19 protein-coding genes are annotated in these 23,629 nt (G+C 49.8%); 8 read left to right on the forward strand and 11 right to left on the reverse strand.

Annotated features, from left to right (window positions below; all coding sequences use genetic code 11):
- Positions 1-465: 465 nt before the first annotated feature.
- From hemG to P2G85_RS15340, 3 genes are read right to left on the reverse strand one after another with little or no spacing between them, the layout of a single operon-like run.
- Entirely contained in the window at positions 466-993 is a 528-nt protein-coding gene (gene hemG, locus P2G85_RS15330) for a menaquinone-dependent protoporphyrinogen IX dehydrogenase (RefSeq protein ID WP_275864936.1), read from the reverse strand.
- A gap of 9 nt (positions 994-1,002) precedes the next feature.
- Positions 1,003-2,460, reverse strand: a complete 1,458-nt coding sequence (locus P2G85_RS15335; protein WP_275864937.1) for a TrkH family potassium uptake protein — start codon at positions 2,458-2,460, stop codon at positions 1,003-1,005.
- A gap of 46 nt (positions 2,461-2,506) precedes the next feature.
- Positions 2,507-3,130, reverse strand: coding sequence for a YigZ family protein (locus tag P2G85_RS15340; protein ID WP_275865009.1), 624 nt, complete (start codon positions 3,128-3,130; stop codon positions 2,507-2,509).
- A 270-nt stretch (positions 3,131-3,400) separates the two neighbouring features.
- Here P2G85_RS15340 and fadB point away from each other — a divergent pair, with 270 nt between their 5' ends.
- The 3 genes from fadB to P2G85_RS15355 all read left to right on the forward strand — a co-directional run bounded on the left by fadB (position 3,401) and on the right by P2G85_RS15355 (position 7,995).
- Positions 3,401-5,602, forward strand: coding sequence for a fatty acid oxidation complex subunit alpha FadB (gene fadB, locus P2G85_RS15345; RefSeq protein ID WP_275864938.1), 2,202 nt, complete (start codon positions 3,401-3,403; stop codon positions 5,600-5,602).
- Between the two features lie 14 nt (positions 5,603-5,616).
- Positions 5,617-6,792 (forward strand): acetyl-CoA C-acyltransferase FadA, encoded by a 1,176-nt coding sequence (gene fadA / locus P2G85_RS15350; protein ID WP_275864939.1) that lies wholly within the window; start codon positions 5,617-5,619, stop codon positions 6,790-6,792.
- Positions 6,793-7,014: 222 nt separating this feature from the next.
- Entirely contained in the window at positions 7,015-7,995 is a 981-nt protein-coding gene (locus tag P2G85_RS15355; RefSeq protein ID WP_275864940.1) for an MDR family oxidoreductase, read from the forward strand.
- Between the two features lie 78 nt (positions 7,996-8,073).
- Here P2G85_RS15355 and P2G85_RS15360 read toward each other — a convergent pair whose 3' ends face one another.
- Positions 8,074-9,015, reverse strand: a complete 942-nt coding sequence (locus tag P2G85_RS15360; protein WP_275864941.1) for a LysR family transcriptional regulator — start codon at positions 9,013-9,015, stop codon at positions 8,074-8,076.
- Positions 9,016-9,180: 165 nt separating this feature from the next.
- On the reverse strand, positions 9,181-9,363 hold the full coding sequence (locus P2G85_RS15365) for a hypothetical protein (protein WP_275864942.1): 183 nt from the start codon (positions 9,361-9,363) through the stop codon (positions 9,181-9,183).
- Between the two features lie 132 nt (positions 9,364-9,495).
- Here P2G85_RS15365 and tusA point away from each other — a divergent pair, with 132 nt between their 5' ends.
- Positions 9,496-9,744, forward strand: coding sequence for a sulfurtransferase TusA (gene tusA, locus P2G85_RS15370; RefSeq protein ID WP_275864943.1), 249 nt, complete (start codon positions 9,496-9,498; stop codon positions 9,742-9,744).
- 65 nt (positions 9,745-9,809) lie between these two features.
- Here tusA and P2G85_RS15375 read toward each other — a convergent pair whose 3' ends face one another.
- The gene (locus P2G85_RS15375; RefSeq protein WP_275864944.1) at positions 9,810-10,070 is read right to left on the reverse strand and encodes a hypothetical protein; all 261 of its coding nucleotides are present in this window, start codon (positions 10,068-10,070) and stop codon (positions 9,810-9,812) included.
- 161 nt (positions 10,071-10,231) lie between these two features.
- A complete protein-coding gene (locus tag P2G85_RS15380) occupies positions 10,232-10,786 on the reverse strand; it encodes a TMEM165/GDT1 family protein (protein ID WP_275864945.1) in 555 nt (184 codons plus the stop codon).
- 481 nt (positions 10,787-11,267) lie between these two features.
- Here P2G85_RS15380 and glyQ point away from each other — a divergent pair, with 481 nt between their 5' ends.
- The 4 genes from glyQ (at position 11,268) to P2G85_RS15400 (ending at position 18,092) form a co-directional block, all read left to right on the forward strand.
- A complete protein-coding gene (gene glyQ, locus P2G85_RS15385; protein ID WP_275864946.1) occupies positions 11,268-12,188 on the forward strand; it encodes a glycine--tRNA ligase subunit alpha in 921 nt (306 codons plus the stop codon).
- Positions 12,189-12,202: 14 nt separating this feature from the next.
- The gene (gene glyS, locus P2G85_RS15390; RefSeq protein WP_275864947.1) at positions 12,203-14,269 is read left to right on the forward strand and encodes a glycine--tRNA ligase subunit beta; all 2,067 of its coding nucleotides are present in this window, start codon (positions 12,203-12,205) and stop codon (positions 14,267-14,269) included.
- Positions 14,270-14,473: 204 nt separating this feature from the next.
- Positions 14,474-16,558 carry an alpha-amylase gene (locus P2G85_RS15395; RefSeq protein ID WP_275864948.1) on the forward strand — a complete coding sequence of 695 codons (2,085 nt, stop codon included), beginning with the start codon at positions 14,474-14,476 and terminating at the stop codon, positions 16,556-16,558.
- 283 nt (positions 16,559-16,841) lie between these two features.
- On the forward strand, positions 16,842-18,092 hold the full coding sequence (locus P2G85_RS15400) for a valine--pyruvate transaminase (RefSeq protein WP_275864949.1): 1,251 nt from the start codon (positions 16,842-16,844) through the stop codon (positions 18,090-18,092).
- 59 nt (positions 18,093-18,151) lie between these two features.
- Here P2G85_RS15400 and P2G85_RS15405 read toward each other — a convergent pair whose 3' ends face one another.
- The 4 genes from P2G85_RS15405 to dnaN form a co-directional block, all read right to left on the reverse strand.
- The gene (locus P2G85_RS15405; protein WP_275865010.1) at positions 18,152-18,589 is read right to left on the reverse strand and encodes an Hsp20 family protein; all 438 of its coding nucleotides are present in this window, start codon (positions 18,587-18,589) and stop codon (positions 18,152-18,154) included.
- Between the two features lie 371 nt (positions 18,590-18,960).
- Positions 18,961-21,378: a DNA topoisomerase (ATP-hydrolyzing) subunit B gene (gyrB, locus tag P2G85_RS15410; RefSeq protein ID WP_275864950.1), complete on the reverse strand. Its 2,418-nt coding sequence runs from the start codon at positions 21,376-21,378 to the stop codon at positions 18,961-18,963.
- Positions 21,379-21,391: 13 nt separating this feature from the next.
- Positions 21,392-22,471, reverse strand: coding sequence for a DNA replication/repair protein RecF (gene recF / locus P2G85_RS15415; RefSeq protein WP_275864951.1), 1,080 nt, complete (start codon positions 22,469-22,471; stop codon positions 21,392-21,394).
- A gap of 9 nt (positions 22,472-22,480) precedes the next feature.
- Positions 22,481-23,581, reverse strand: a complete 1,101-nt coding sequence (gene dnaN, locus P2G85_RS15420; protein ID WP_275864952.1) for a DNA polymerase III subunit beta — start codon at positions 23,579-23,581, stop codon at positions 22,481-22,483.
- Between the last annotated feature and the right edge of the window lie 48 nt (positions 23,582-23,629).

The raw sequence follows: 23,629 nt of genomic DNA on the forward strand, positions 1-23,629 counted from the left end.
AATACTGACTTCAAAACTACTAATGTAATTTTAAAGCTATTATCGTTCCAACAGAACGATAATGAATTGACTGTGCCAAGTCCGAAGACTTGATTGGTCACTCAGTTCATTGAAACCTAATTTACTACCGAAGTAGTTAATTGGATTATCATCAACGAGTGCCCACACAGATTGATAGGTCTATATTGTTAAAGAGCTTTCCATCTGAGCTTCGCTCAAGTGGACGGCCATTTTAGCGAGTTAAAATTTAGTGTCAATCACTTTTTTCAAACTTTCTTTCAAGCGTTTCCGCTGGGCTAAACTGACTTGCTAACCCAACCGCGTTTCTTTCGAAGCGTTGCCGTGTCAGCGAGGTGGCATTATAGAGATTGCGATCACATTGGCAAGCCCTTTTTCGTGTTTTTTTTGCTTTTTTTATTGTTCGGATAAATTTGCAGCAAAAACCGCTAAAAAAGCATGTTATTTCTACAGTTCTTTGAATTTATCCGCGAAAAGTGCCACTTTTTCCCAGTTGGTGTATTCCACTTCTTTACTTGTATCCGTTTCTCCCCCCGTCATTGACATGATGAACTTAATCATCACTTTGTCGAACCAACTATAGCGGGGGTAATACAACGCACCCGCAAAAACACCAATTAATGCCGGCTTCCAGGGTGACTTCTTCAAGAACTTACGAACATAGATACTACCTTCCGGGGTATCTTTACCCTGCTCCTCTTTACGAGCCGTTAGGTTGACACAGAAAAACGCCACTTTACCCTGCTCTAACTGAGTCAGGTGGCGCTCAATAAATTGGTAGAGCTTTTTATTAAGATGACCATAACGAATCGATGCACCAATCATTACTTTGTCATACTGGCTGAAATCCAGCATATCGGCCTGATGGAGATCCACCAGTTCACAATCAAAATCCACCAATTGTTTATCTATATAACGGAAGATTTTTTTCGTTTGCCCTTCACGTGAAGAATACAGAAATAGTGCTTTTGCCACGATATCCCCTTAACTACGCCAAAATGTCGGCGTTAGTAAAATCAATAAAGTAAAGATTTCTAATCGACCAAACAGCATCGACACCACCAGCACCCACTTTGCTTTGTCATTGATATCTCCAAAATGCAGCGCCACCTCACCAAGACCCGGGCCAAGGTTATTCAGTGTTGCCGCAACGGCTGAAAATGCACTCAGTTCATCCATCCCAGTTGCAATAAGCGCCAACATACAAGCTACGAAGACCAATGTATAAGCGGAAAAGAACCCCCATACCGCATCCACGACCCGTTGTGGCAGCGCACTTCCTCCCACTTTAATGGTATATACCGCACGAGGGTGTACCAGACGCTTCAGTTCACGAGCACCTTGTAAGGTCAGCAACAAAATACGGATGACTTTCATACCACCACCCGTCGAACCCGCACACCCTCCTATAAAAGAAGAGAACAGGAGTAATACCGGTAAGAACAGTGGCCAATCAGCAAATCCTGTGGTGGTAAATCCGGCGGTCGTCGAGATTGACACGGTCTGAAACAGAGCCTGATCAAAGGCATCATAGGCAGAATCGTAGGAATGGTGGTTCAGCAACAGTAAAAAACAGATGATAAACAACAGCAACTGAATAAGTAAGAAGGCACGAAACTCAGGGTCTTTCCAGTAATACTTCGGGTGTACGCCTCCTGAAGCAAACGCCGCAAAGTGCAAAGAATAATTACAAGCGGAGATGAGCAGAAAGACCACCGTGATCATGTTAATGGCATAGCTGTTGAAGTAGCCCATACTGGCATCATGGGTAGAGAACCCACCGATAGCGATGGTCGAAAAGCTGTGACTGATGGCATCAAATGGTGTCATACCGGCAAACCAAAATGCAGTCGCACAGGCAATGGTTAAGCTCAGATAGATGTACCACAGTGCTTTGGCCGTCTCTGCGATGCGTGGCGTCATTTTGGTGTCTTTGACCGGCCCCGGGATTTCCGCGCGATAAAGCTGCATACCACCGATGCCTAATACCGGAAGTATTGCTACTGCTAGTACGATAATCCCCATGCCACCAAACCACTGTAAGAACTGGCGGTAGAACAGAATCGCTTTCGGCAGTTCATCCAGCCCGACGATCACAGTCGCACCAGTGGTGGTTAACGCTGAAAATGACTCAAAAAAGGCATCCGTCACGGAGATGTTGGGGTGATCAGACAGTAAGAAAGGCAGTGAGCCAGCACTGCCGATTACCGTCCAGAACAGCACCACGATAAGAAAGCCATCACGGGCTTTAAGTTCATGCTTATGATGCCGATTAGGAAACCAACACAGTCCGCCACAAAACAGAAGCACAAAAAAGGTGGTCACAAACGGCACACCAGCACCGTCTCTGAAGATCAGTGCTATCAGTGCAGGGGCAAGCATGGTGACACTAAACAGCGCCAGCAAAAGCCCGACGATTCGAATGATTGAACGAAATTGCATGGATTGATTGACTAGCGAAGCTGTCCCTGTTGCTTCTTATTTTTCATTATTGTCCATCCAGTGGAGTAACTATTGCCTTTGCCCCACTTTTATTGATGATCGTTTGGGTAAACGCGCTGACTTGACGAAGTTCAATCTCCACCACCAACACTACCTGGTCGCTGTACTCAGCATCGACTTCTACCGCACCAAACTGAGGCATAATCGACTGTACAATAGGCATAAAGCCATAGTCTAACGTTAGTCTGAGCTTTGTGGTTATTTTTTTCTCAATTGTTTGAAGCAGCTTGAGTGCTTGTTGTACGCCACCACCGTAGGCTTTGACCAAACCACCGGTACCTAACTTGATCCCACCAGAGTAGCGCGTCACGACGGCGGTGATCTCCCCCACACCCGAACCAGATAGCTGTGCCAATATTGGTTTGCCTGCTGTACCTGAGGGTTCGCCATCATCGCTGAATCCCCACTTCATGGAATCTTCAGGCCTGCCTGCAACAAAGCCCCAGCAGTTGTGTCTCGCATCAGCATGTTCAGCTTTGATCTGCTCAACAAATGCTTTCGCGGCTTCAACTCCGGGCGTATGAGCAAGATGGGTAATAAAGACACTCTTTTTTATTTCTTCTTCAAACCGGGCTGCAGCGGCAGGTATCAAATATGGCTGGTCATTCATCATGTTAGCTTACTTATCGCTTTGCTAAAAAGTGTACCACGAGAGCCATAGTCACGTCGCTGAAGATCTGCGCAAGTGCACAATGTTAAACAGTTGTTTAAAATATGTATTGAAATTAACCAGCCTGAGGTCCACACTAAGCCAACTGGTCAAACCAGAACAATAATAATACGACTTTCCTCTATATCTGTTGGCTGCGGAATACAACGCTCGACTCTTCGCCCAACAGATATACAGACAATCCAAGATTGTATGTCATGGAGATAGACAATGATTTACCAAGCCAAAACCCTACAGGTAAAGGAAGTACAAGATGGCATTGCAGAACTTAGCTTCTGCTCTCCAAAATCCGTAAACAAGCTCGACCTAGCCACACTGGAATCGCTCGATAAAGCCCTTGATGCACTCAATGCCCACCAAGGACTAAAGGGCTTAATCCTCACCTCTGATAAAGACGCGTTCATTGTTGGCGCGGATATCACCGAATTCTTAGGCCTGTTTGCCAAGACAGACACTGAGCTCGATCAGTGGCTGCAGTTTGCCAACAGCATCTTCAACAAACTGGAAGACTTACCTGTTCCGACAATCTCGGTACTAAAAGGTCACACCTTAGGTGGCGGTTGTGAGTGTGTACTTGCCACCGACATGCGTATTGGGGACAAAACCACCAGCATAGGTCTGCCAGAAACCAAGCTTGGCATCATGCCAGGCTTTGGCGGCTGTGTGCGTCTGCCACGCGTTATTGGAGCTGACAGTGCAATGGAAGTGATCACTCAGGGCAAAGCCTGCCGTGCGGATGAAGCGTTAAAGATCGGCCTTTTAGATGCGGTTGTAGAAACCGACTCTCTTTACGAATCAGCACTGCAAACCCTGAACGCGGCCATAAATGAACAACTGGACTGGCAAACTCGCCGAAAACAGAAAACCTCACCTCTGACACTGAGTAAGCTTGAATCGATGATGAGCTTCACCATGGCAAAAGGCTTAGTCGCGCAGAAAGCCGGACCTCATTATCCCGCGCCAATGACGGCGGTCATCACTATCGAAGAAGGTGCCTGCCTGGCACGTAATGAAGCGCTGGATGTGGAACGTAAGCACTTCGTTAAGCTGGCGAAATCAGAAGAAGCCAAATCTCTGGTTGGCTTGTTCCTCAATGACCAATACGTCAAAGGCATCGCTAAGAAAGCCGCCAAATCTGCGAGCAAAGACACTCAGCGTGCGGCAGTGCTTGGCGCGGGTATCATGGGCGGCGGCATCGCTTACCAATCCGCGCTGAAAGGCGTGCCGGTACTGATGAAAGACATCGCGCAGGCCTCACTCGATTTGGGCATGACTGAAGCCTCGAAGCTACTCAATAAACGCCTGGAGCGCGGCCGCATTGACGGCTTCAAAATGGCGGGTATTCTGGCTTCTATCACACCAAGCCTACACTATGCGGGTATTGAGAACTCGGACGTGATTGTTGAAGCGGTGGTTGAGAACCCGAAAATCAAAGCAGCGGTACTCAGCGAAGTGGAAGCGCACGTCGGCGAAGATACGGTTATTACCTCTAACACCTCGACCATCCCAATTAACATGTTGGCACAATCACTAAAACGCCCAGAAAACTTCTGTGGTATGCACTTCTTTAACCCTGTGCATCGCATGCCTTTAGTTGAGATCATTCGCGGTGAACACACCTCAGATGAAACCATCAACCGCGTGGTGGCTTATGCCGCCAAGATGGGTAAATCCCCTATCGTCGTGAATGACTGTCCTGGTTTTTTCGTCAACCGGGTTCTGTTTCCATACTTTGGCGGCTTTAGCCTGCTGCTACGTGACGGAGCGGATTTCACCCAGATCGATAAAATTATGGAACGCAAGTTTGGCTGGCCAATGGGCCCGGCTTACCTGCTTGACGTCGTGGGCATTGATACCGCTCATCATGCCCAAGCCGTGATGGCACAAGGTTTCCCGGAGCGTATGGGTAAATCGGGCCGAGATGCGATTGATGCGCTGTTTGAAGCAGACAAGTACGGTCAGAAGAATGGTAATGGCTTCTACAGCTACACCATTGATAGAAAAGGTAAACCTAAGAAAAGCTTCTCAGAAGAGATCTTGCCGGTACTGGCAGACGTATGCGCTGATAAACCTTTCCATGACCAAGAATGCTTCGACGAGCAGACCATCATTCAGCGGATGATGATTCCAATGATCAACGAAGTGGTGTTGTGTCTGCAAGAAGGCATCATTGCCTCTCCTCAAGAAGCCGATATGGCACTGGTTTACGGCCTGGGCTTCCCTCCGTTCCGCGGCGGAGTATTCCGTTACCTAGACAGTGTGGGTATTGCTGAATTTGTCGAGATGGCAAACCAGTACTCAGAACTGGGCGCGATGTACCAGGTACCGCAAATGCTGGTTGATATGGCCGCCAAAGGCCATTCTGTTTATGGAAAAAGCTTCTACGGCGCGCAGCAGCAAGGTTCTATCTAAGGAGGGATTCCCAAATGACTAATCAAACAAGAAACGTTGTCGTCGTCGATTGTCTGCGCACCCCTATGGGGCGCTCTAAAGGTGGGGCTTTCCGCCATACTCGTGCAGAAGACCTCTCCGCCCATCTGATGAAGGGTATTCTGGCGCGTAACCCACAAGTAAACCCCAGCGAAATTGAAGACATCTACTGGGGCTGTGTGCAGCAAACCCTGGAGCAAGGCTTCAACATCGCGCGTAACGCCGCACTGCTGGCTGGCCTGCCGATTGGGATCGGTGCCGTCACGGTCAATCGTCTATGCGGTTCCTCCATGCAGGCACTGCACGATGCAACCCGCGCCATCATGACCGGCGATGCCGAAATCTGCCTGATCGGTGGTGTAGAGCATATGGGCCATGTGCCAATGAACCATGGCGTCGATTTCCACCCAGGCATGTCAAAGCACGTTGCTAAAGCAGCCGGCATGATGGGCCTGACCGCAGAAATGCTGGGAAAACTGCATGGCATCAGCCGTGAGCAACAAGATGAGTTTGCCGCCCGCTCTCACGCCCGCGCCCACGCCGCCACAGTAGAAGGCCGGTTTAAAAACGAAATCCTGCCCACCGAAGGCCACGCTGTGGATGGCACCCTATTCTTGCTCGATCACGATGAGGTGATCCGTCCAGAAACAACAGTCGAAGGCTTATCGCAACTTAGCCCGGTCTTCGACCCCGCCAATGGAACGGTCACCGCTGGCTCCTCTTCGGCACTGTCGGATGGTGCATCGGCGATGCTGATCATGAGCGAAGAAAAAGCCAACGAACTGGGTTTAACCATTCGTGCCCGCATTAAAGGCATGGCAATCGCCGGCTGTGATCCCTCCATCATGGGTTACGGTCCGGTACCGGCAACACAAAAAGCCTTAAAACGCGCCGGACTGACGATAGAAGATATGGATGTGGTAGAGCTCAATGAAGCGTTTGCCGCCCAGTCTCTGCCCTGTGCCAAAGATCTGGGCCTGCTTGAAATGATGGACGAGAAAGTCAATCTCAATGGCGGTGCGATTGCACTGGGCCACCCATTGGGTTGTTCGGGTGCACGCATCTCCACCACCCTGATCAACCTGATGGAAGACAAACAAGCCAAATATGGTCTTGCCACCATGTGTATCGGCCTTGGCCAGGGCATCGCCACGGTCTTTGAGCGACCATAGTCGTAGATCATCCCGCCAGTTATTATCGTAATCTGGAATTAGACTTAAGGGCGACATCCTGTGTCGCCCTTTGCTTATCATTCGCAGCACTATGCACAACAAGCATAAATAAAATGATAATCTTTCATTTTATTCATAAATCTAGAAGGCATACACTGAAAGCCAGTTGATATCTTGCTGCATGTGGCACCACCGTCACGCTACGCACATTCGGAGAACCTTATGTTTAATGCTCTAGTTCTAAATCAAGAAGACAAACGTACTACCGCCACCATCGAACAACTTGATGAAGCCCAACTGCCAGACGGTGACGTTCTGATTGACGTTGACTACTCATCGCTCAATTACAAAGATGGTCTGGCGATCACCGGCAAAGGGAAAATCATCCGCAACTTCCCGATGGTACCGGGCATTGATTTAGCAGGTACGGTAGTCAGCTCTGAAGATGCACGTTACCAGGCAGGCGACAAAGTGGTACTCACAGGCTGGGGAGTGGGAGAAAACCACTGGGGCGGTATGGCGCAACGTGCCCGGCTGAAAGCCGACTGGTTGGTTCCGCTGCCACAAGGTCTAGACAGCAAGAAAGCCATGATGGTCGGTACGGCTGGCTTCACCGCGATGCTGTGTGTTCAGGCACTGCTTGATGCCGATATTAAACCGGAAGATGGTGAAATCCTCGTGACGGGTGCCAGTGGTGGCGTCGGTTCTGTCGCGGTAACGCTGCTGGCTCAACTGGGCTACCAAGTCGCAGCGGTAACAGGCCGTGCAGAACAAAACGGTCCACTGCTAGAAAAACTCGGCGCAAGCCGGATCATCGACCGCGCAGAGTTTGAACAGCCAGCGCGTCCTCTGGAGAAACAGGTATGGGCAGGTGCAGTGGATACCGTGGGTAGCAAAGTTCTGGCCAAAGTACTGGCTCAGATGGATTACAACAGTGCCGTTGCGGCTTGTGGTCTCGCGGGTGGCTTCGACCTGCCAACCACGGTCATGCCTTTCATCCTGCGTAACGTGCGCCTGCAGGGTGTTGATTCCGTGATGTGCCCAACGGAAAAACGTATCGCGGCATGGGAAAAACTGGTTGAACTGCTTCCAGACAGCTACTTCGAGCAGGCTTGTACTGAAGTTGGGTTAGCAGAAGCACTCAAATACGCCGAAGACATCACCAACGGCCAGGTTACCGGGCGCGTGGTCATCAAGCTGTAAGCTTCTAGTGCAACAAACACTGAATAAAGCAAGCCGGGACATTGCCCGGCTTTTTAACTTCTATGCTCGAAAATCGCTTCAGTCCAAACCCATATCTTCAATGCGCTTGGCGATCAGGCGGCTACACTCCTCACGCACCACACTGCGCAGCCACTCCTGTGCAGGAGAGTGCTCACAGCGCGCATGCCAGATCATCGAGTAATCAAACGGGGTAAACTGAAACGGCAACGGCTTGACCACCAAGTCATACCGCTCGGCGACTAAATAAGCCAGATCTGCCGGAACCGTAATGATGATCGGTAGAGTGTCGATCAGCGCTAACGCCGCTTCCAGGTGGTAAGCCCGCAGGACCATTCTGCGTTCAGGCTGATCAACCAGAGCCTGCTCAATCAGTGCTTTCACGCCATCACTGATCGCAATCATCGCATGCGGGAACACCAGGTAATCTTCCAGACTCATCTCCTTGTCAGCCAGCGGATGCTGTCTGGACAACATACACAACACCCCAACCCGACCAAGAATTTCACTGCGCAGCGGCTCTACCGGACCAGTCGGGCGACAAATTGCCAGATCGGCCCCCTCATAAGTTAGCTGATCTGACAGTCGATCATGCTGCAGCGGCAAGAAATTAAACGACACATTGGGGGCTTCCTGATAAATACGTGGCAACGCAAACGGCAAAATGGTCTGCATGGCGTAATCCGTGGTGGCAATATTGAAGGTCTGATTGCAGCACAGCGGATCAAACTCAACCGGCGATAATAACTGACGCAGCGACTCCAGCGGCTCTCCCAGTGCCCGGTCGATCTCGATGGCCTTTTGGGTCGGCAGCAAATGCTGTCCCTGGCGGGTAAACAGCGGATCACCTAACAAATCACGCAGACGGCCTAACACCCGGCTCATGGCCGACTGGCTCAGGTTTAACCGCGTGGCGGCTTTGCTCACGCTGCTTTCCTCAATCAACACACGTAACGCAACCAACAAACTCAGATCACGACGATAAATATCTTCCAGCTCCACGGCTTGCCACTTATAAACTAGGGGATATAACCAAATTGTACTCTGAAGAAAAAAAAAATCCCGCCTTTCAGCGGGGAAGCCCAAGAAAAATGGGGATAGTGTCGGAATGAAGTATCGTTAAAACGGTGAGCATGTTTATCTGTCCGGATTGAGCGCAGCGGCGGATCAATGTTCCTGCTCCGATACACCTGACCAGCGGCGCATCTCAATCCAAATCCCAATAATGGTGGCACTGATACCGACAAGAGGCAGCAGTGAGGTTTCAGCTGGCGTTCTCAGCACTAATGCGCAGAACGAGATAAAGCACAATACTGAATAAATCGTCAGCCTGTCTATGCTAGTTAACATCATCTCTCCTTACCAGTTGTTACCACTTTGTTAAATTAAGTTAAAACAAAATAGTTAGTTTGCCAAGTGGTTATTGAATATTTTTTCAACGAAAGTAGAATTCACCGCAGAGTTAGTTAAGAGAATCACACTATGAGTTTTAATCCTGCACTGGCAACACAAACACTTGAAGCACAGGGATTACGCTGTCCGGAGCCAGTGATGATGGTCAGGAAGACAATTCGTAACATGCAAGACGGTGAAGTTTTGCTGGTCAACGCTGACGATCCATCCACAACACGTGACATCCCAAGCTTTTGTCGCTTCATGGATCATCAGTTAATTGCTGCGCAAACGGAATCAATCCCGTACCAATACTTAATCAAGAAAGGCCTGGCATGACACCGCCGCGCAGAACATCGCTAGCAAAAAGATAGAAAAACGGCAGCCAATAGGCTGCCGTTTGCTTATTCATCAAATTCTAAAGTGCGCATTTCCGATTGTAGCTTGTTAAGCTGCTTCTTCATCGCACGCATTTCTTCATGCATCGGTATAATATGCGCCACCCGGATCCAGGCTTCAACCGTTAACCCGGTTAGGATGAAAGCACCTGCCACAATCGGCAGCCACATATCAGTCAGAACCATGGCCAGCAGACACAGCGCCAACCCAAAGGTGAATAAATAACTCTGATTTTTCGGGGACATCCCCATATAACGTGTCAGCATAAACGTTGCCCTCTCGCTATCATTCACATGGTTAAAGTATCATGACAAGTATGGCACTAATATGGCGTCCGTCACGCTCCGAGCCGATTATGCGCCGGAGTTTTGATCCAGCGCAGATCCTCGATAATTTATTGATTGCTCAGTGCATATCAGCGTATCAATCAGAAGATCGCCGCTCCGACGGCCAACGCCACAAACAGTAAAGCCGTCACTTTGCGGATCAGATCGAGCGGCATTTTATCTGCCGACAACTTGCCAATCAGTACCACTGGTACATTAGCCAGCAACATCCCTATCGTGGTGCCAAGCACCACCCAGCTCAATGCATCCGAATACTGCGCACCTAAGATAGAGGTGGCGATTTGAGTTTTGTCCCCCACTTCCGCGATAAAAAACGCAACGAAACTGGCGATGAACGGACCTCGGTTAGAGATTGTTTCATCATCATCGAGTTTATCCGGGATCAGCACCCAGGCCGCCATGGCCACAAAACTGACCACCAGCACCCACTTTAACACCTCAGGAGAGAGGTAATCCGCCACCACCACGCCAAGCCATGCCGCCAAAGCGTGGTTGGCAATCGTGGCCAAAAAGATCGCGGTAATAATAGGGATTGGTTTACGGTAACGACTGGCAAGTAAAAGAGATAGCAATTGGGTCTTATCGCCAATTTCTGCTAACGCGACGGTAGTAATTGAAATAGCTAAAACGCTCACGACATGCTCATTGGGGCGGGATAATTATTTTAACCATAGACAAACCTCACGCCCCACCCCGGTTCGTGATGATTTGTCTAAGGTCTTGCTAAACTCGAAAGGCCTCGAGTCTCGAACGCCATGGTGATTTTGCACCAATTATGTTGACGAACGAACCGGATGAAGCAGAAACTTCATCGGGTAAGCTACTCCCCAAAGACAGGCGCAATTCTAGCCATGTTTGTTCATCACCTCAAGAGTGAAAGCCAGCGAAAACTCCCTTTTAGGAAAAATTCAGCAGATAACGCGGTAAAAATTCATTAAAGGAGAAAATTGCCCACGAATTAATCAAGATTAGCTCTACTCCCATGCGCAATATCTGGGTATACTTGATTGTTATTTTATTCAACCGTAATTACTTTGAATCACCATTGTTGAGGTAAGAAAACCCAACAAAAGAGACGAATTCATTAGTAATAAGAGAATCGCGCGAACCTGACTTATGCAAAAATACGATATCAAAACCTTCCAGGGAATGATCCTCGCGCTGCAGGATTATTGGGCTCAAAATGGTTGTACCATTGTTCAACCGCTAGATATGGAAGTAGGTGCGGGTACCTCTCACCCAATGACATGTCTAAGAGCGCTTGGCCCAGAGCCAATGTCGACAGCTTACGTACAACCTTCACGTCGTCCTACCGATGGTCGTTACGGTGAAAACCCTAACCGTCTTCAGCACTACTACCAATTCCAGGTGGCGCTAAAACCATCGCCAGACAATATTCAAGAGTTGTATCTTGGCTCCCTTGAAGTTCTTGGTATTGACCCCCTTGTACACGACATCCGTTTCGTCGAAGACAACTGGGAAAACCCGACACTGGGCGCATGGGGTCTGGGCTGGGAAGTGTGGCTCAACGGCATGGAAGTGACTCAGTTCACTTACTTCCAGCAAGTTGGCGGCCTTGAGTGTAAACCGGTAACCGGTGAAATCACTTACGGTATCGAACGTCTGGCCATGTACATTCAGGAAGTAGATTCTGTGTATGACCTGGTCTGGAACATCGCCCCAGACGGCAGCAAAGTCACTTACGGTGACATCTTCCACCAAAACGAAGTTGAGCAGTCAACTTACAACTTTGAACATGCTGACGTTGAATTCCTATTCAGCTTCTTTGAGCAGTGTGAGAAAGAGTGTCAAGAGCTGCTTCAGCTTGAAAAACCTCTCCCTCTACCAGCTTACGAGCGCATCCTGAAAGCTGGTCACGCCTTCAACCTACTAGACGCACGTAAAGCGATCTCAGTAACCGAGCGTCAACGCTATATCCTGCGCATCCGCAACCTGACCAAGTCAGTCGCAGAAGCATACTACGCATCGCGTGAAGCTCTAGGCTTCCCAATGTGTAAAAAAGAAGAAAACGCGTAAGGGGAAGATCTAACATGGCAAAAGAATTTCTAATCGAGCTGGGTACCGAAGAGCTACCACCAACGCAACTTCGTACTCTGGCTGAAGCATTCGCAGCAAACTTTGAAGCCGAACTAAAAAGCGCCGAGCTTGCTCACGAGGGCGTAAAATGGTTCGCGGCACCTCGCCGTCTGGCACTGAAAGTCGCCGCCCTGGCAGAAAGCCAGGCAGACAAAATTGTTGAAAAGCGTGGTCCTGCCGTTTCTGCCGCCTTTGACGCCGAAGGTAACCCAACTAAAGCGGCTCAGGGCTGGGCTCGTGGTTGTGGCATCACTGTTGACCAGGCAGAGCGCATGGTGACAGACAAAGGTGAATGGCTGCTGTTCAAACAAGAAGTGAAAGGCAAACCAACCAGTGAAATCGTGGTGGAACTGGCAGCCAAAGCACTGGCTCACCTGCCTATCGCCAAACCAATGCGCTGGGGTAACAAAACCACTCAGTTTATCCGTCCGGTTAAGACGCTAACCATGCTAATGGGCAGCGACCTGATCGAAGGTGAGATCCTTGGCGTCGCGTCAGGCCGCACGATCCGTGGTCACCGCTTCATGGGTGAGCAAGAGTTCACTATCGATTCTGCTGAGCAATACCCTGCGCTCCTGGAAGAACGCGGTAAAGTCATGGCCGATTACGAAGCGCGTAAAGCCATCATCCTGGCTGACGCACAAAAAGCGGCCGCAGCCGTTGGCGGTATCGCTGACCTGGAAGATGACCTGGTAGAAGAAGTAACGTCTCTGGTTGAATGGCCAGTCGTGCTAACCGCGAAGTTCGAAGAAGAGTTCCTGAAAGTACCGTCTGAAGCCTTGGTTTACACCATGAAGGGTGACCAAAAGTACTTCCCTGTCTATGACGAAAACAAGAAGCTACTACCTAACTTCATCTTCGTATCAAACATCGAATCAAAAGAACCTCGCTATGTAATCGAAGGTAACGAGAAAGTGGTTCGTCCACGCCTTGCTGACGCAGAATTCTTCTTCAACACCGACCGTAAGCGCCCGCTTATCGACCGTCTGCCTGAACTAGAATCAGCGATCTTCCAGAAGCAACTGGGTACGATCAAAGACAAGACAGACCGTATTGCAGCTCTGGCGGGTTACATCGCCAAGCAAATCGGTGCGGATGTCGAAAAATCAACCCGCGCGGGCTTGCTGGCCAAATGTGATCTGATGACCTCAATGGTATTCGAATTTACCGATACCCAGGGTGTGATGGGCATGCACTACGCTCGCCATGACGGGGAAGATGAGGAAGTTGCGGTTGCGCTTAACGAGCAGTACATGCCACGTTTTTCTGGTGATAACCTACCAAACCAAGGTGTGTCTGCAGCAGTGGCAATGGCTGACAAACTGGATACCATTGTGGGTATCTTCGGTATTGGCCAGGCGCCGAAAGGCAGTGACCCATTTGCACTGCGCCGCGCCTCTTTAGGTGTGCTGCGTATCATCGTCGAGTACGGCTACCAACTGGATCTGGTCGATCTGGTCCGCGAAGCAAAAATGCTGTTTGGCGGCAAGCTGACCAACGACAACGTTGAGCAGGACGTGATTGATTTCATGCTGGGTCGTTTCCGCGCCTGGTATCAAGACGAAGGCTTCAGTGTCGACATTATTCAGGCGGTACTGGCACGTCATCCGACCAAGCCGGCTGATTTCGACCAACGTGTTAAAGCCGTATCCCACTTCCGCGGGCTGGAAGCCGCAGAAGCACTGGCTGCCGCAAACAAGCGTGTGGGTAACATTCTGGCGAAATTCGACGGTGAACTGGCGGCAGATATTGATCTGGCACTGCTGCAAGAAGACGCGGAAAAAGCCCTGGCGGAAAGCGTTGAAGTGATGACCGAAGCGCTTGAACCAGCCTTTGCTACCGGTAACTACCAGGAAGCCCTGAGCAAACTGGCTGATCTGCGTGAGCCTGTGGATGCGTTCTTCGACAACGTGATGGTAATGGCAGACGACGAAGCACTGAAGCACAACCGTCTGACACTGCTTAACAACCTGCGTAACCTGTTCTTGCAGATTGCAGATATCTCTCTGTTACAGAAGTAATCATTGCCACAAAATCATGATCAAAGGGAAGCTCAGTCTTCCCTTTTTGTTATCAGCCATATCAATAAACGGACATCAAGTTATGGGTTTTGTGAACGAGGTAGTCATTTGTAGGGGGAGAAAGCGCAAACTTGGTGGAATAGTACTCGGACTGTAGAGCCCTGTATTTGCTATAACGTGGCAGTTGATTCGGGGAAGGACACTATGAAAAAAACCATTCTTGCACTCTCTATCGGTGTACTCAGCGCCTGTAGCCAAACTCCAGACAATGCCCTGCTGTTGAGTATCGGTGATGATCATGTGGTATTTGAGGAAAACGCCCAAGGTTTACTGGTGGCAGACCAAACGTTAGACAAAGGCAGCTACACCTTTACTATCGCCGACAGTAAACAAACCTGTGGCAGCAGCTTTGCACTGGCAGAAGAAAGCCGGATAAAATTTAACAAGCCACTGAAGATGGACAGCTGTGCAACGGACGCCGAGATGCCGCTGCGCATTTTTAAAGCCAATACCTACCAGTTTACCCTGAACCCGGCCACCAGTGAGCTGACGGTTAAGATCAAACCTAAGCAGAGCCAGGACGTTACCTACTCTTGCCCTGTCGCCAGCGAGACGCCCAAAACCATCAGTGTGGCACAAACCTTTACTGATGGCACGGTTATTCGCGATGCCTTAACCGGACAGGAAACCACAGTAACAAACGGCAGCGTCACCCTACAACCTGGGCCAATGAGCCAGGGCCTGCTGTTGCTAGAAGCTGTCGAGCAGCAAGCAGATAAACCATTCAGCTGGGATAACGCGACGGTTTACTTCGTCATGACCGACCGTTTCTACAACGGCAACCCGGACAACGACAACAGCTATGGCCGCAGCAAGGACGGCAAGTACGAGATCGGCACCTTCCACGGTGGCGACTTAGCCGGCCTGACCCAAAAGCTCGATTACATCGAATCGCTGGGGGTTAACGCCATCTGGATCACCTCCCCACTGGAACAAATCCACGGCTGGGTCGGCGGTGGTGACAAGGGCGATTTCAAACACTACGGTTACCATGGTTACTACCACCAGGACTGGACCCAGCTCGATGCCAACATGGGTACTGAAGACGAACTGAGAGCCTTCATCGATACCGCACACAAGAAAGGTATTCGCGTAATTTGGGATGTGGTGATGAACCACACCGGCTACGCCACATTGGCAGACATGCAGGAATTCGGTTTTGGTCAGCTTTACCTTGATGACCAAGAAGCCAAAGAAGTCCTCGGTAAGAAATGGACCGACTGGCAGCCTAAATCTGGTCAAAGCTGGCACAGCTTTAATGATTACATCAAGTACGGTGACAGCGCCGCGTGGGAAAAATGGTGGGGTAAAGATTGGATCCGTACTGACATCGGCGATTACGACGCACCGGGCTATAATGACATTACCATGTCGCTCAACTACCTGCCGGATCTGAAAACCGAATCGAGCCAGAAAACCGGGTTGCCGAACTTCTTCCACAATAAAGACACTCAAGCCCAGGATGAGTTAAAAACGCCGCGTGAACACCTGATCACCTGGTTATCCGACTGGGTGCGCGATTACGGCATTGACGGTTTCCGTGTCGATACCGCCAAACACGTTGAAATGGAGGCGTGGGCAGAGCTGAAAGCCAGCACCACAAAAGCCCTTGCCGAGTGGAAGCAAAACAACCCGGATAAAGCGCTGGATGACTTACCATTCTGGATGACTGGCGAAGTGTGGGCACACAGCGTGGTCAAAAGCCCATATTTCGATAACGGCTTCGATTCGATCATCAACTTCGAGTTCCAATCTGACGTAGCACCAAAAGCACTGAAGTGCTTTGCCAAGCTCGACAGCGACTACCAGCGTTACGCTGAGCGAATTAACAGTGATCCGGAGTTCAACGTGTTGAGCTACCTCTCCTCACACGATACGTCACTATTCTGGGCAGCTCGTAGCCGCAGCTTTGATGATCAGGCCCGTGCCGCTAATGCGCTGATGCTGGCACCGGGTAGCGTGCAAATCTATTACGGTGATGAAGTTGCTCGCGACTTTGGTACGACCGGTTCCGATCCGACCCAAGGCACCCGCTCAGATATGCCATGGGAAAAAATCCAGGGCGAACGGGAAGACCTGCTGCAACACTGGCAAAAACTGGGCGATTTCCGCAAGCGCCATCCGGCAGTCGCACAAGGCAAACACATTACCCGCCATCAGGAAGGTTACTATGCGTTTGAACGCCAATACCAGGACGATAAAGTCCTGATCGTGTACAGCGGGGAATAGCAGCACCACGGCTACACCCCATTCCAGACGAAAAGGGAGGCCAATGGTCTCCCTTTGCTGTTGCATGCTAGCGGACAGCCAAGGCCATGAACAGTCTGGCCGTTATTCCCCTGAGCCATCGACTATCTTTTCAACAACTTATTCGCGACTTTTTTCTTCTTCGAGCAAATTCACACTTTGCGTTACTCAAACATTGAGGTAAGGTCAAAGAACGCGCTATGCGCTGGCACACTTTCAGCAGCCCACAAGTAAAGTAATCACAATGAATTAGGTATAACGACAAATGCAATTCTCTAAGTTTGGTGAAAAATTTAATCAGCACTCTGGTATCACACAATTAATGGACGATCTTAATGATGGCCTGCGCACGCCTGGCGCCATCATGCTCGGCGGGGGTAACCCTGCAGCCATTCCAGCCATGCTCGAGTACTTTCACCAAGCCTGTGAAGAAATGCTGGCCAGCGGCGATCTGGTCGCGGCACTGACCAATTACGATGGCCCACAAGGTAAAGACGTATTCGTCAAAGCTCTGGCCCGGTTATTCCGTGAAACTTATGGCTGGGAGATCAGCGAGAAGAATATTAGCCTGACCAACGGCAGCCAGAGTGGCTTTTTCTATCTGTTCAATCTGCTGGCGGGCAAGCAGCCCGATGGCACGCACAAAAAAATTCTGCTACCACTTGCTCCCGAATATATCGGTTATGGGGATGCTGGAGTCGATGACGACATTTTCGTTTCTTACCATCCGGAAATTGAGTTACTCGACAATGGGATGTTTAAATACCATGTCGATTTTGAGCAGCTAAAAATTGATGACTCCATCGCGGCGATCTGTGCTTCACGCCCAACCAATCCAACCGGCAACGTGTTAACCGATGATGAAATCCGTAAACTGGATCAGCTGGCACGTCAGCACAACATTCCGCTGATCATCGACAATGCGTACGGCCTGCCGTTCCCGAATATTATTTTTGAGGATGTGGCCCCCTTCTGGAATGAAAACACCATTCTGTGTATGAGCCTGTCAAAACTGGGCCTGCCGGGGGTACGTTGTGGGATTGTGATTGCCAGTGAGGCGATCACCCAGGCGCTATCCAACATGAATGGCATTATCAGCCTGGCGCCGGGCAGTGTCGGCCCGGCAATCGCTCACCATATCATTAGTCAGGGTGATCTGCTGAAACTCAGTTCAGAGGTAATTAAGCCGTTCTATCAGCAGAAGTCACAGCGCGCGGTCGACCTGCTGCAACAGGCGATCACCGATGAGCGATTCCGCATTCACAAACCAGAAGGCGCTATCTTCTTGTGGCTATGGTTTGATGAGCTGCCGATCACCACCATGGAGCTGTATCAGCGCCTGAAAGCGCGTGGCGTATTGATTGTTCCGGGTGAATACTTCTTTATCGGTCAAGAAGATGATTGGGAGCACGCCCATCAATGCCTGCGCATGAACTACGTTCAAGATGATCAGCGGATGCAACAAGGCATTGCGATAATCGCCGAAGAGGTTGCCAAGGCTTACCAGCAAGCCTGACCATCAACCACAAAAAAGAGCGCCTTAGGCGCTCTTTCACTCTTTATTGTTGCTCGTGATCACTTATTCTCAATCAGCTTACTGCCGTTAATCTCGATTTTCCGTGGCTGCATCGCTTCGGGAATTTCACGCTCCAGATCGATATGGAGCAAGCCATTTTCCATACTGGCACCAATCACTTTGACGTAATCCGCCAACTGGAATTTGCGTTCAAAGTCGCGTTCGGCAATCCCCTGGTAAACGTAACTCTTGCCTTCATCGGCTTTGCGCTCACCTTTGACGATCAGGGTATTTTCTTTCTGGGTCAGATCCAACTGCTCTTCAGCAAAACCCGCCACAGCCATTGTAATGCGGTAATGGTTGTCGTCCTGCTGCTCGATGTTGTACGGAGGGTAACCACCGGAGCTATTCTTCGCTGCCGATGTTTCCATCATATTAAACAGACGATCAAAGCCGATTGCGTTGCGGTATAAAGGAGTGAAATCTACAGTTCTCATCATGCTATCCTCTTTGTAAGCAATAGTCTTAGCCGTGAGTTTCCCAAGAAGCGTATCTCTTCGGCGGCTAAGTGATTCAACGACCATTCCACAGGCGACAGACTCAGGGACATGGGATTGAATTCAGGTTTTAAGTGTGTGCTGCCAAAGCCATCCTCAAAAGAGCGATGCTTCTGATCAGCGATTTCAGAGGTGCTGTTCTTCTAGTCTCTAGCAAGTCAGTCATCCTCTTCATAACTAGATATAAGGACAGGGAAAAGACCTTTCAAGGCAACGGTAGTAATTTTTTGCCGATTTTATTTTTCGATAAATTTAAAACAAAAAAACACCGCTACTGGTAGCGGTGTTTTTATCAACTATTACGCGAAAACCTAGACATCCAGGTTAGCCACTTTCAGCGCATTCTCTTCGATAAAGTTACGACGCGGTTCAACCTGATCACCCATTAAGGTGGTAAACAGCTGATCCGCACCAACCGCATCTTCAATCGTTACTTGCATCATACGGCGGGTTTCTGGATCCATGGTGGTTTCCCATAGCTGATCCGGGTTCATTTCACCCAAACCTTTATAACGCTGACGGCTCAGGCCACGTTGTGACTCTTTGATCAACCAGTTGAGCGCCTCAACGAAACTGCTCACCGGTAAAGTACGCTCACCACGCTTAATGTACGCCCCTTCTTCCAGCAGGCCATCCAGTGCTTCTGACAGTTCAGCCAGTTTGCTGTACTCTTTTGAGTTGATGAAATCGATACTCAGTGCATGTTCATGGGTCACACCATGAGTACGTACGATGATCTTAGGTAGGTTCAGACCTAGCTCTTCGTGCTGCTCTACTTCAAAGCTGTATTGGCTTGCGCCCACTTCTTTGGCGTTAAGCTGTTCAACCAGTTGCTTGGTCCAGGCTTCAACCGTTGCCACATCGTGACACTGCTCAGCCATCAGGCGCGGGGTGTAAATCAGTTCGTGGATCAGAGCGTAAGGGTAACGGCGGCTCATGCGCTCAACCAGTTTGATACCGGCGTTGTACTGCTGCACCAATTGCTCCAGTGCTTCCCCCGACAGCGCCGGTGCTTGCGAGTTAACATGCAGCGATGCGTTATCCAGTGCCAGTGCCGTCTGGTACTGGTTCATGGCCTCTTCATCTTTAATGTATTGCTCTTGCTTGCCTTTCTTCACTTTGTACAGTGGTGGCTGAGCGATGTACACGTAGCCACGCTCAATCAGCTCCGGCATTTGGCGGTAGAAGAAGGTCAGCAGCAGCGTACGGATGTGCGAACCATCGACGTCCGCATCGGTCATGATGATGATATTGTGGTAACGCAGTTTATCCGGGTTGTACTCGTCACGGCCGATACCACAACCAAGTGCGGTGATCAGCGTTGCCACTTCTTGAGAAGAGAGCATCTTGTCGAAACGTGCTTTTTCTACGTTGAGGATCTTACCTTTCAATGGCAGGATTGCCTGGTTCTTACGGTTACGGCCTTGTTTTGCGGAGCCGCCTGCCGAGTCACCCTCCACTATGTATAGTTCAGACAGAGCCGGATCTTTTTCCTGACAGTCCGCTAGTTTACCTGGTAGGCCTGCTAGGTCTAATGCACCTTTACGGCGAGTCATTTCACGAGCTTTACGTGCCGCCTCACGGGCACGTGCCGCATCGATGATTTTGCTACATACCGTTTTGGCTTCGTTTGGATGCTCGACCAGGAACTCTGACAGTTTCTCACCCATGGCCGATTCGACGGCTGATTTCACCTCAGAGGAAACCAGCTTGTCTTTAGTCTGGCTGGAAAACTTAGGATCCGGCACTTTAACGGAAATCACTGCGGTGAGACCTTCACGTGCATCATCCCCAGAGGTTGCCGTTTTGGCTTTTTTCGAAAAACCTTCTTTATCCATGAACGAGTTCAGGGTACGGGTTAAGGCTGCACGGAAACCGGCAAGGTGAGTACCCCCATCACGCTGGGGAATGTTATTAGTGAAACAGTAAATGTTTTCCTGGAAGCCATCATTCCACTGCATCGCCACTTCAACGGCAATACCGTCTTCGCGCTCCGAGTTAAAGTGGAAGACTTTCTCAATGATCGGGGTTTTGTTGGTATTCAGGTGCTCAACAAACGCTTGAATGCCCCCTTCATACATAAAATGATCGGTCTTGTCAGCTTCGCGCTCATCGACCAGTTTGATAGAAACACCCGAGTTCAGGAAAGAAAGCTCACGCAGACGCTTGGCCAGAATATCGTAGTGGAACTCGATGTTGGTGAAGGTGTCAGCACTTGGCCAGAAACGGATTTGCGTACCGGTCTGGTCTGTATCACCGACAACGGCTAATGGCGCCTGAGGCTCACCGTGATGGTAGGTCTGAGTGTGGATATGACCACTACGATGGATGGTGAGTACCACTTTCTCAGACAGTGCGTTTACTACCGAAACACCTACGCCGTGAAGACCGCCTGATACCTTGTATGAGTTATCATCGAACTTACCACCAGCATGCAGCACCGTCATGATCACTTCTGCCGCAGATACTTTTTCTTCTGGGTGCATTTCTGTTGGAATGCCGCGACCATCATCCGTAACTGAAACCGAGTTGTCCTCATGAATTGTCACAACGATGTCTTTACAGTGACCAGCCAACGCTTCATCAATTGAGTTATCCACCACCTCGAAAACCATGTGGTGAAGGCCGGTGCCGTCGTCCGTGTCGCCGATGTACATACCTGGACGCTTGCGTACCGCATCCAGACCCTTCAGTACCTTAATACTCGATGAATCGTAATTTTCAGACATGAGTTTCTCTCTTCTAGTTTGACTCTATCCTGCCATGTTCCACATGAAACACTTGGCCTTGTTCGTCCAGCATATCGGCGATTTGGCTTTTAGTGATAGAGCTTACAAATACTTGTGCTCCCGTCGCTTTCAGGCAGTCAGCAAGACGCGTGCGACGTTGGCTATCTAATTCCGACGCAAAGTCGTCAATTAGGTAAATACATTGTTTTCCGGTCACCTCAGTAAGATGCTGACCTTGCGCCACACGCAAGGCACACACCATGAGTTTTAACTGACCGCGTGACAGAACATCCTCAACCGGTGTCCCGTTCACTTTGATGCGCAAATCGGCTTTATTAGGCCCGCTAAAGGTGTAACCTAACGCCTGGTCGCGCTCAAAATTCTTTTCCAATATCTCTTGGTAGGGCGTGTCTTTATCCCACCCACGATAATACTGCAATTGAATATCAAATTCTGGCAAAAATGTCCGGCAGATAGATTCCGCCACGGCTTTCATCTGTTCTAGATAATCTGCCCGCCACTGGCTGATGTTTTCAGCCAAACGTGCCATTTCCAGATCCCAGTAACTGAGTTCCCGGTAACTTCGGGCCGTTTTTAACAGCGCATTGCGTTGTTTATTCAGGCGCTTAAACCGCCCCCAAGCCTCATAGAAAGCCGGCTCAGTATGAAACACGCCCCAGTCGATAAATGCCCGGCGGTGTTTAGGCCCGTCCGTCAGCAAATCAAACCCTTCCGGATGGATCAACTGCAAGGGCAACACTTGCGCCAGTTGCGCCAGCTTTTGTCCGGATTGACCGCCTATTTTAACCTCTGTTGAGCCGTCACGCTGCTTATTAATGCCGATCGGTAGCTCAAATTGATCCGAGTTCAAAAAACGACCGTGGACAAACAGTTCATCACACTCATTTTGGATAACGCGTCCGGTGAGTGAACTCTTAAATGAGCGGCCGTGTCCCAGCAGATAAATGGCTTCCAATACGCTGGTTTTACCGCTGCCATTCGGCCCGATAAGAAAGTTAAAGCCTGCTGATAGGTGAATATCACAGGCTTTAATGTTACGAAACTGCTGAATGATGAGACGGGAAAGAGGCATTCAGATGACTTACAAGCGAATCGGCATCACCACATACATGGCACTGTCATCATCGGCGTTTTCAATCAACGCACTGGCGTTGGCATCGGACATCGATACCCGCACCTTATCACACCGCAGCGTATTGAGCACATCAAGCACATAGCTGACGTTGAAGCCGATTTCGATCGCATCACCTTCAAAAGTCACGTCCAGCATCTCTTCCGCTTCTTCCTGCTCTGGGTTATTGGCGGTAATGCGCATTTCGCCACCAGCCAGATTGACCCGTACACCACGGAATTTTTCATTAGAAAGAATTGCCGCGCGTGAAAAAGCCTGGCGCAGTTCATCACAGCTGGCTTCTAATGTTTTATTGGTACTTTGCGGCAGTACGCGGCGATAATCAGGGAAACGGCCATCCACCAGCTTGGAAGTAAAGGTGAAGTTGTTTACTTCAGCACGCACGTTTGAGCTGCCGATTTGCAGTACCACAGGCTGCTCTGGTGCATCCATCAGTTTAACCAGCTCGTGCACCCCCTTACGTGGCACAATGATTTGCTTTTGCGCAAACTCGGCACCCAGTTGGGTTTGCGATACCGCCATTCGATGCCCGTCGGTCGCCACGCTGCGTAGCGTAGTAGCATCGATTTCAAACAACATGCCATTGAGGTAGTAACGAACGTCTTGGTTCGCCATTGAGAACTGGGTTTTTTCGATCAGCGTACGCAGATCTGCCTGGCTCAATGACACTTCTACGTCACTTTGCCAGTCTTCGATATTCGGGAAGTCATTAGCAGGAAGCGTAGCCAGTGAGAAGCGGCTGCGGCCAGAACGCACCTGAACGCGATCGCCTTCTAATACAAAAGTGATGATCGCATCATCCGGCAAGCCACGGCAGATATCGAGAAACTTACGCGAAGGAACGGTAATGCTGCCCGTTTCACAATCCCCTTCCAGCGTCACTTTACTCACCAACTCCACTTCCAAATCGGTCGCGGTCATCGATAACACGTTCTCTTCGACTTTGATCAGTAAGTTGCCCAAAATCGGCAGAGTCGGCCGGCCCCCCAGGGCGCCGGATACCTGTTGCAGAGGTTTGATTAAATGACTACGTTCAATGGTAAATTTCATGCTTGGCTCTTTACGCTGTCAGCTCAATAAATGATGTGCTTAGAATCC

Source organism: Vibrio sp. CAU 1672, from assembly GCF_029223195.1.
GTDB lineage: Bacteria > Pseudomonadota > Gammaproteobacteria > Enterobacterales > Vibrionaceae > Vibrio.

Bases quoted from the DNA above. Each gene is read 5' to 3' on its own strand.
- P2G85_RS15405 (WP_275865010.1), bottom strand. From the start codon at position 18,589: ATGAGAACTGTAGATTTCACTCCTTTATACCGCAACGCAATCGGCTTT.
- glyQ (WP_275864946.1), top strand. From the start codon at position 11,268: ATGCAAAAATACGATATCAAAACCTTCCAGGGAATGATCCTCGCGCTG.
- fadA (WP_275864939.1), top strand. From the start codon at position 5,617: ATGACTAATCAAACAAGAAACGTTGTCGTCGTCGATTGTCTGCGCACC.
- recF (WP_275864951.1), bottom strand. From the start codon at position 22,471: ATGCCTCTTTCCCGTCTCATCATTCAGCAGTTTCGTAACATTAAAGCC.
- P2G85_RS15395 (WP_275864948.1), top strand. From the start codon at position 14,474: ATGAAAAAAACCATTCTTGCACTCTCTATCGGTGTACTCAGCGCCTGT.
- P2G85_RS15365 (WP_275864942.1), bottom strand. From the start codon at position 9,363: ATGTTAACTAGCATAGACAGGCTGACGATTTATTCAGTATTGTGCTTT.
- P2G85_RS15355 (WP_275864940.1), top strand. From the start codon at position 7,015: ATGTTTAATGCTCTAGTTCTAAATCAAGAAGACAAACGTACTACCGCC.
- dnaN (WP_275864952.1), bottom strand. From the start codon at position 23,581: ATGAAATTTACCATTGAACGTAGTCATTTAATCAAACCTCTGCAACAG.
- gyrB (WP_275864950.1), bottom strand. From the start codon at position 21,378: ATGTCTGAAAATTACGATTCATCGAGTATTAAGGTACTGAAGGGTCTG.
- P2G85_RS15375 (WP_275864944.1), bottom strand. From the start codon at position 10,070: ATGCTGACACGTTATATGGGGATGTCCCCGAAAAATCAGAGTTATTTA.
- glyS (WP_275864947.1), top strand. From the start codon at position 12,203: ATGGCAAAAGAATTTCTAATCGAGCTGGGTACCGAAGAGCTACCACCA.
- P2G85_RS15335 (WP_275864937.1), bottom strand. From the start codon at position 2,460: ATGCAATTTCGTTCAATCATTCGAATCGTCGGGCTTTTGCTGGCGCTG.
- P2G85_RS15340 (WP_275865009.1), bottom strand. From the start codon at position 3,130: ATGAATGACCAGCCATATTTGATACCTGCCGCTGCAGCCCGGTTTGAA.
- tusA (WP_275864943.1), top strand. From the start codon at position 9,496: ATGAGTTTTAATCCTGCACTGGCAACACAAACACTTGAAGCACAGGGA.
- fadB (WP_275864938.1), top strand. From the start codon at position 3,401: ATGATTTACCAAGCCAAAACCCTACAGGTAAAGGAAGTACAAGATGGC.
- P2G85_RS15400 (WP_275864949.1), top strand. From the start codon at position 16,842: ATGCAATTCTCTAAGTTTGGTGAAAAATTTAATCAGCACTCTGGTATC.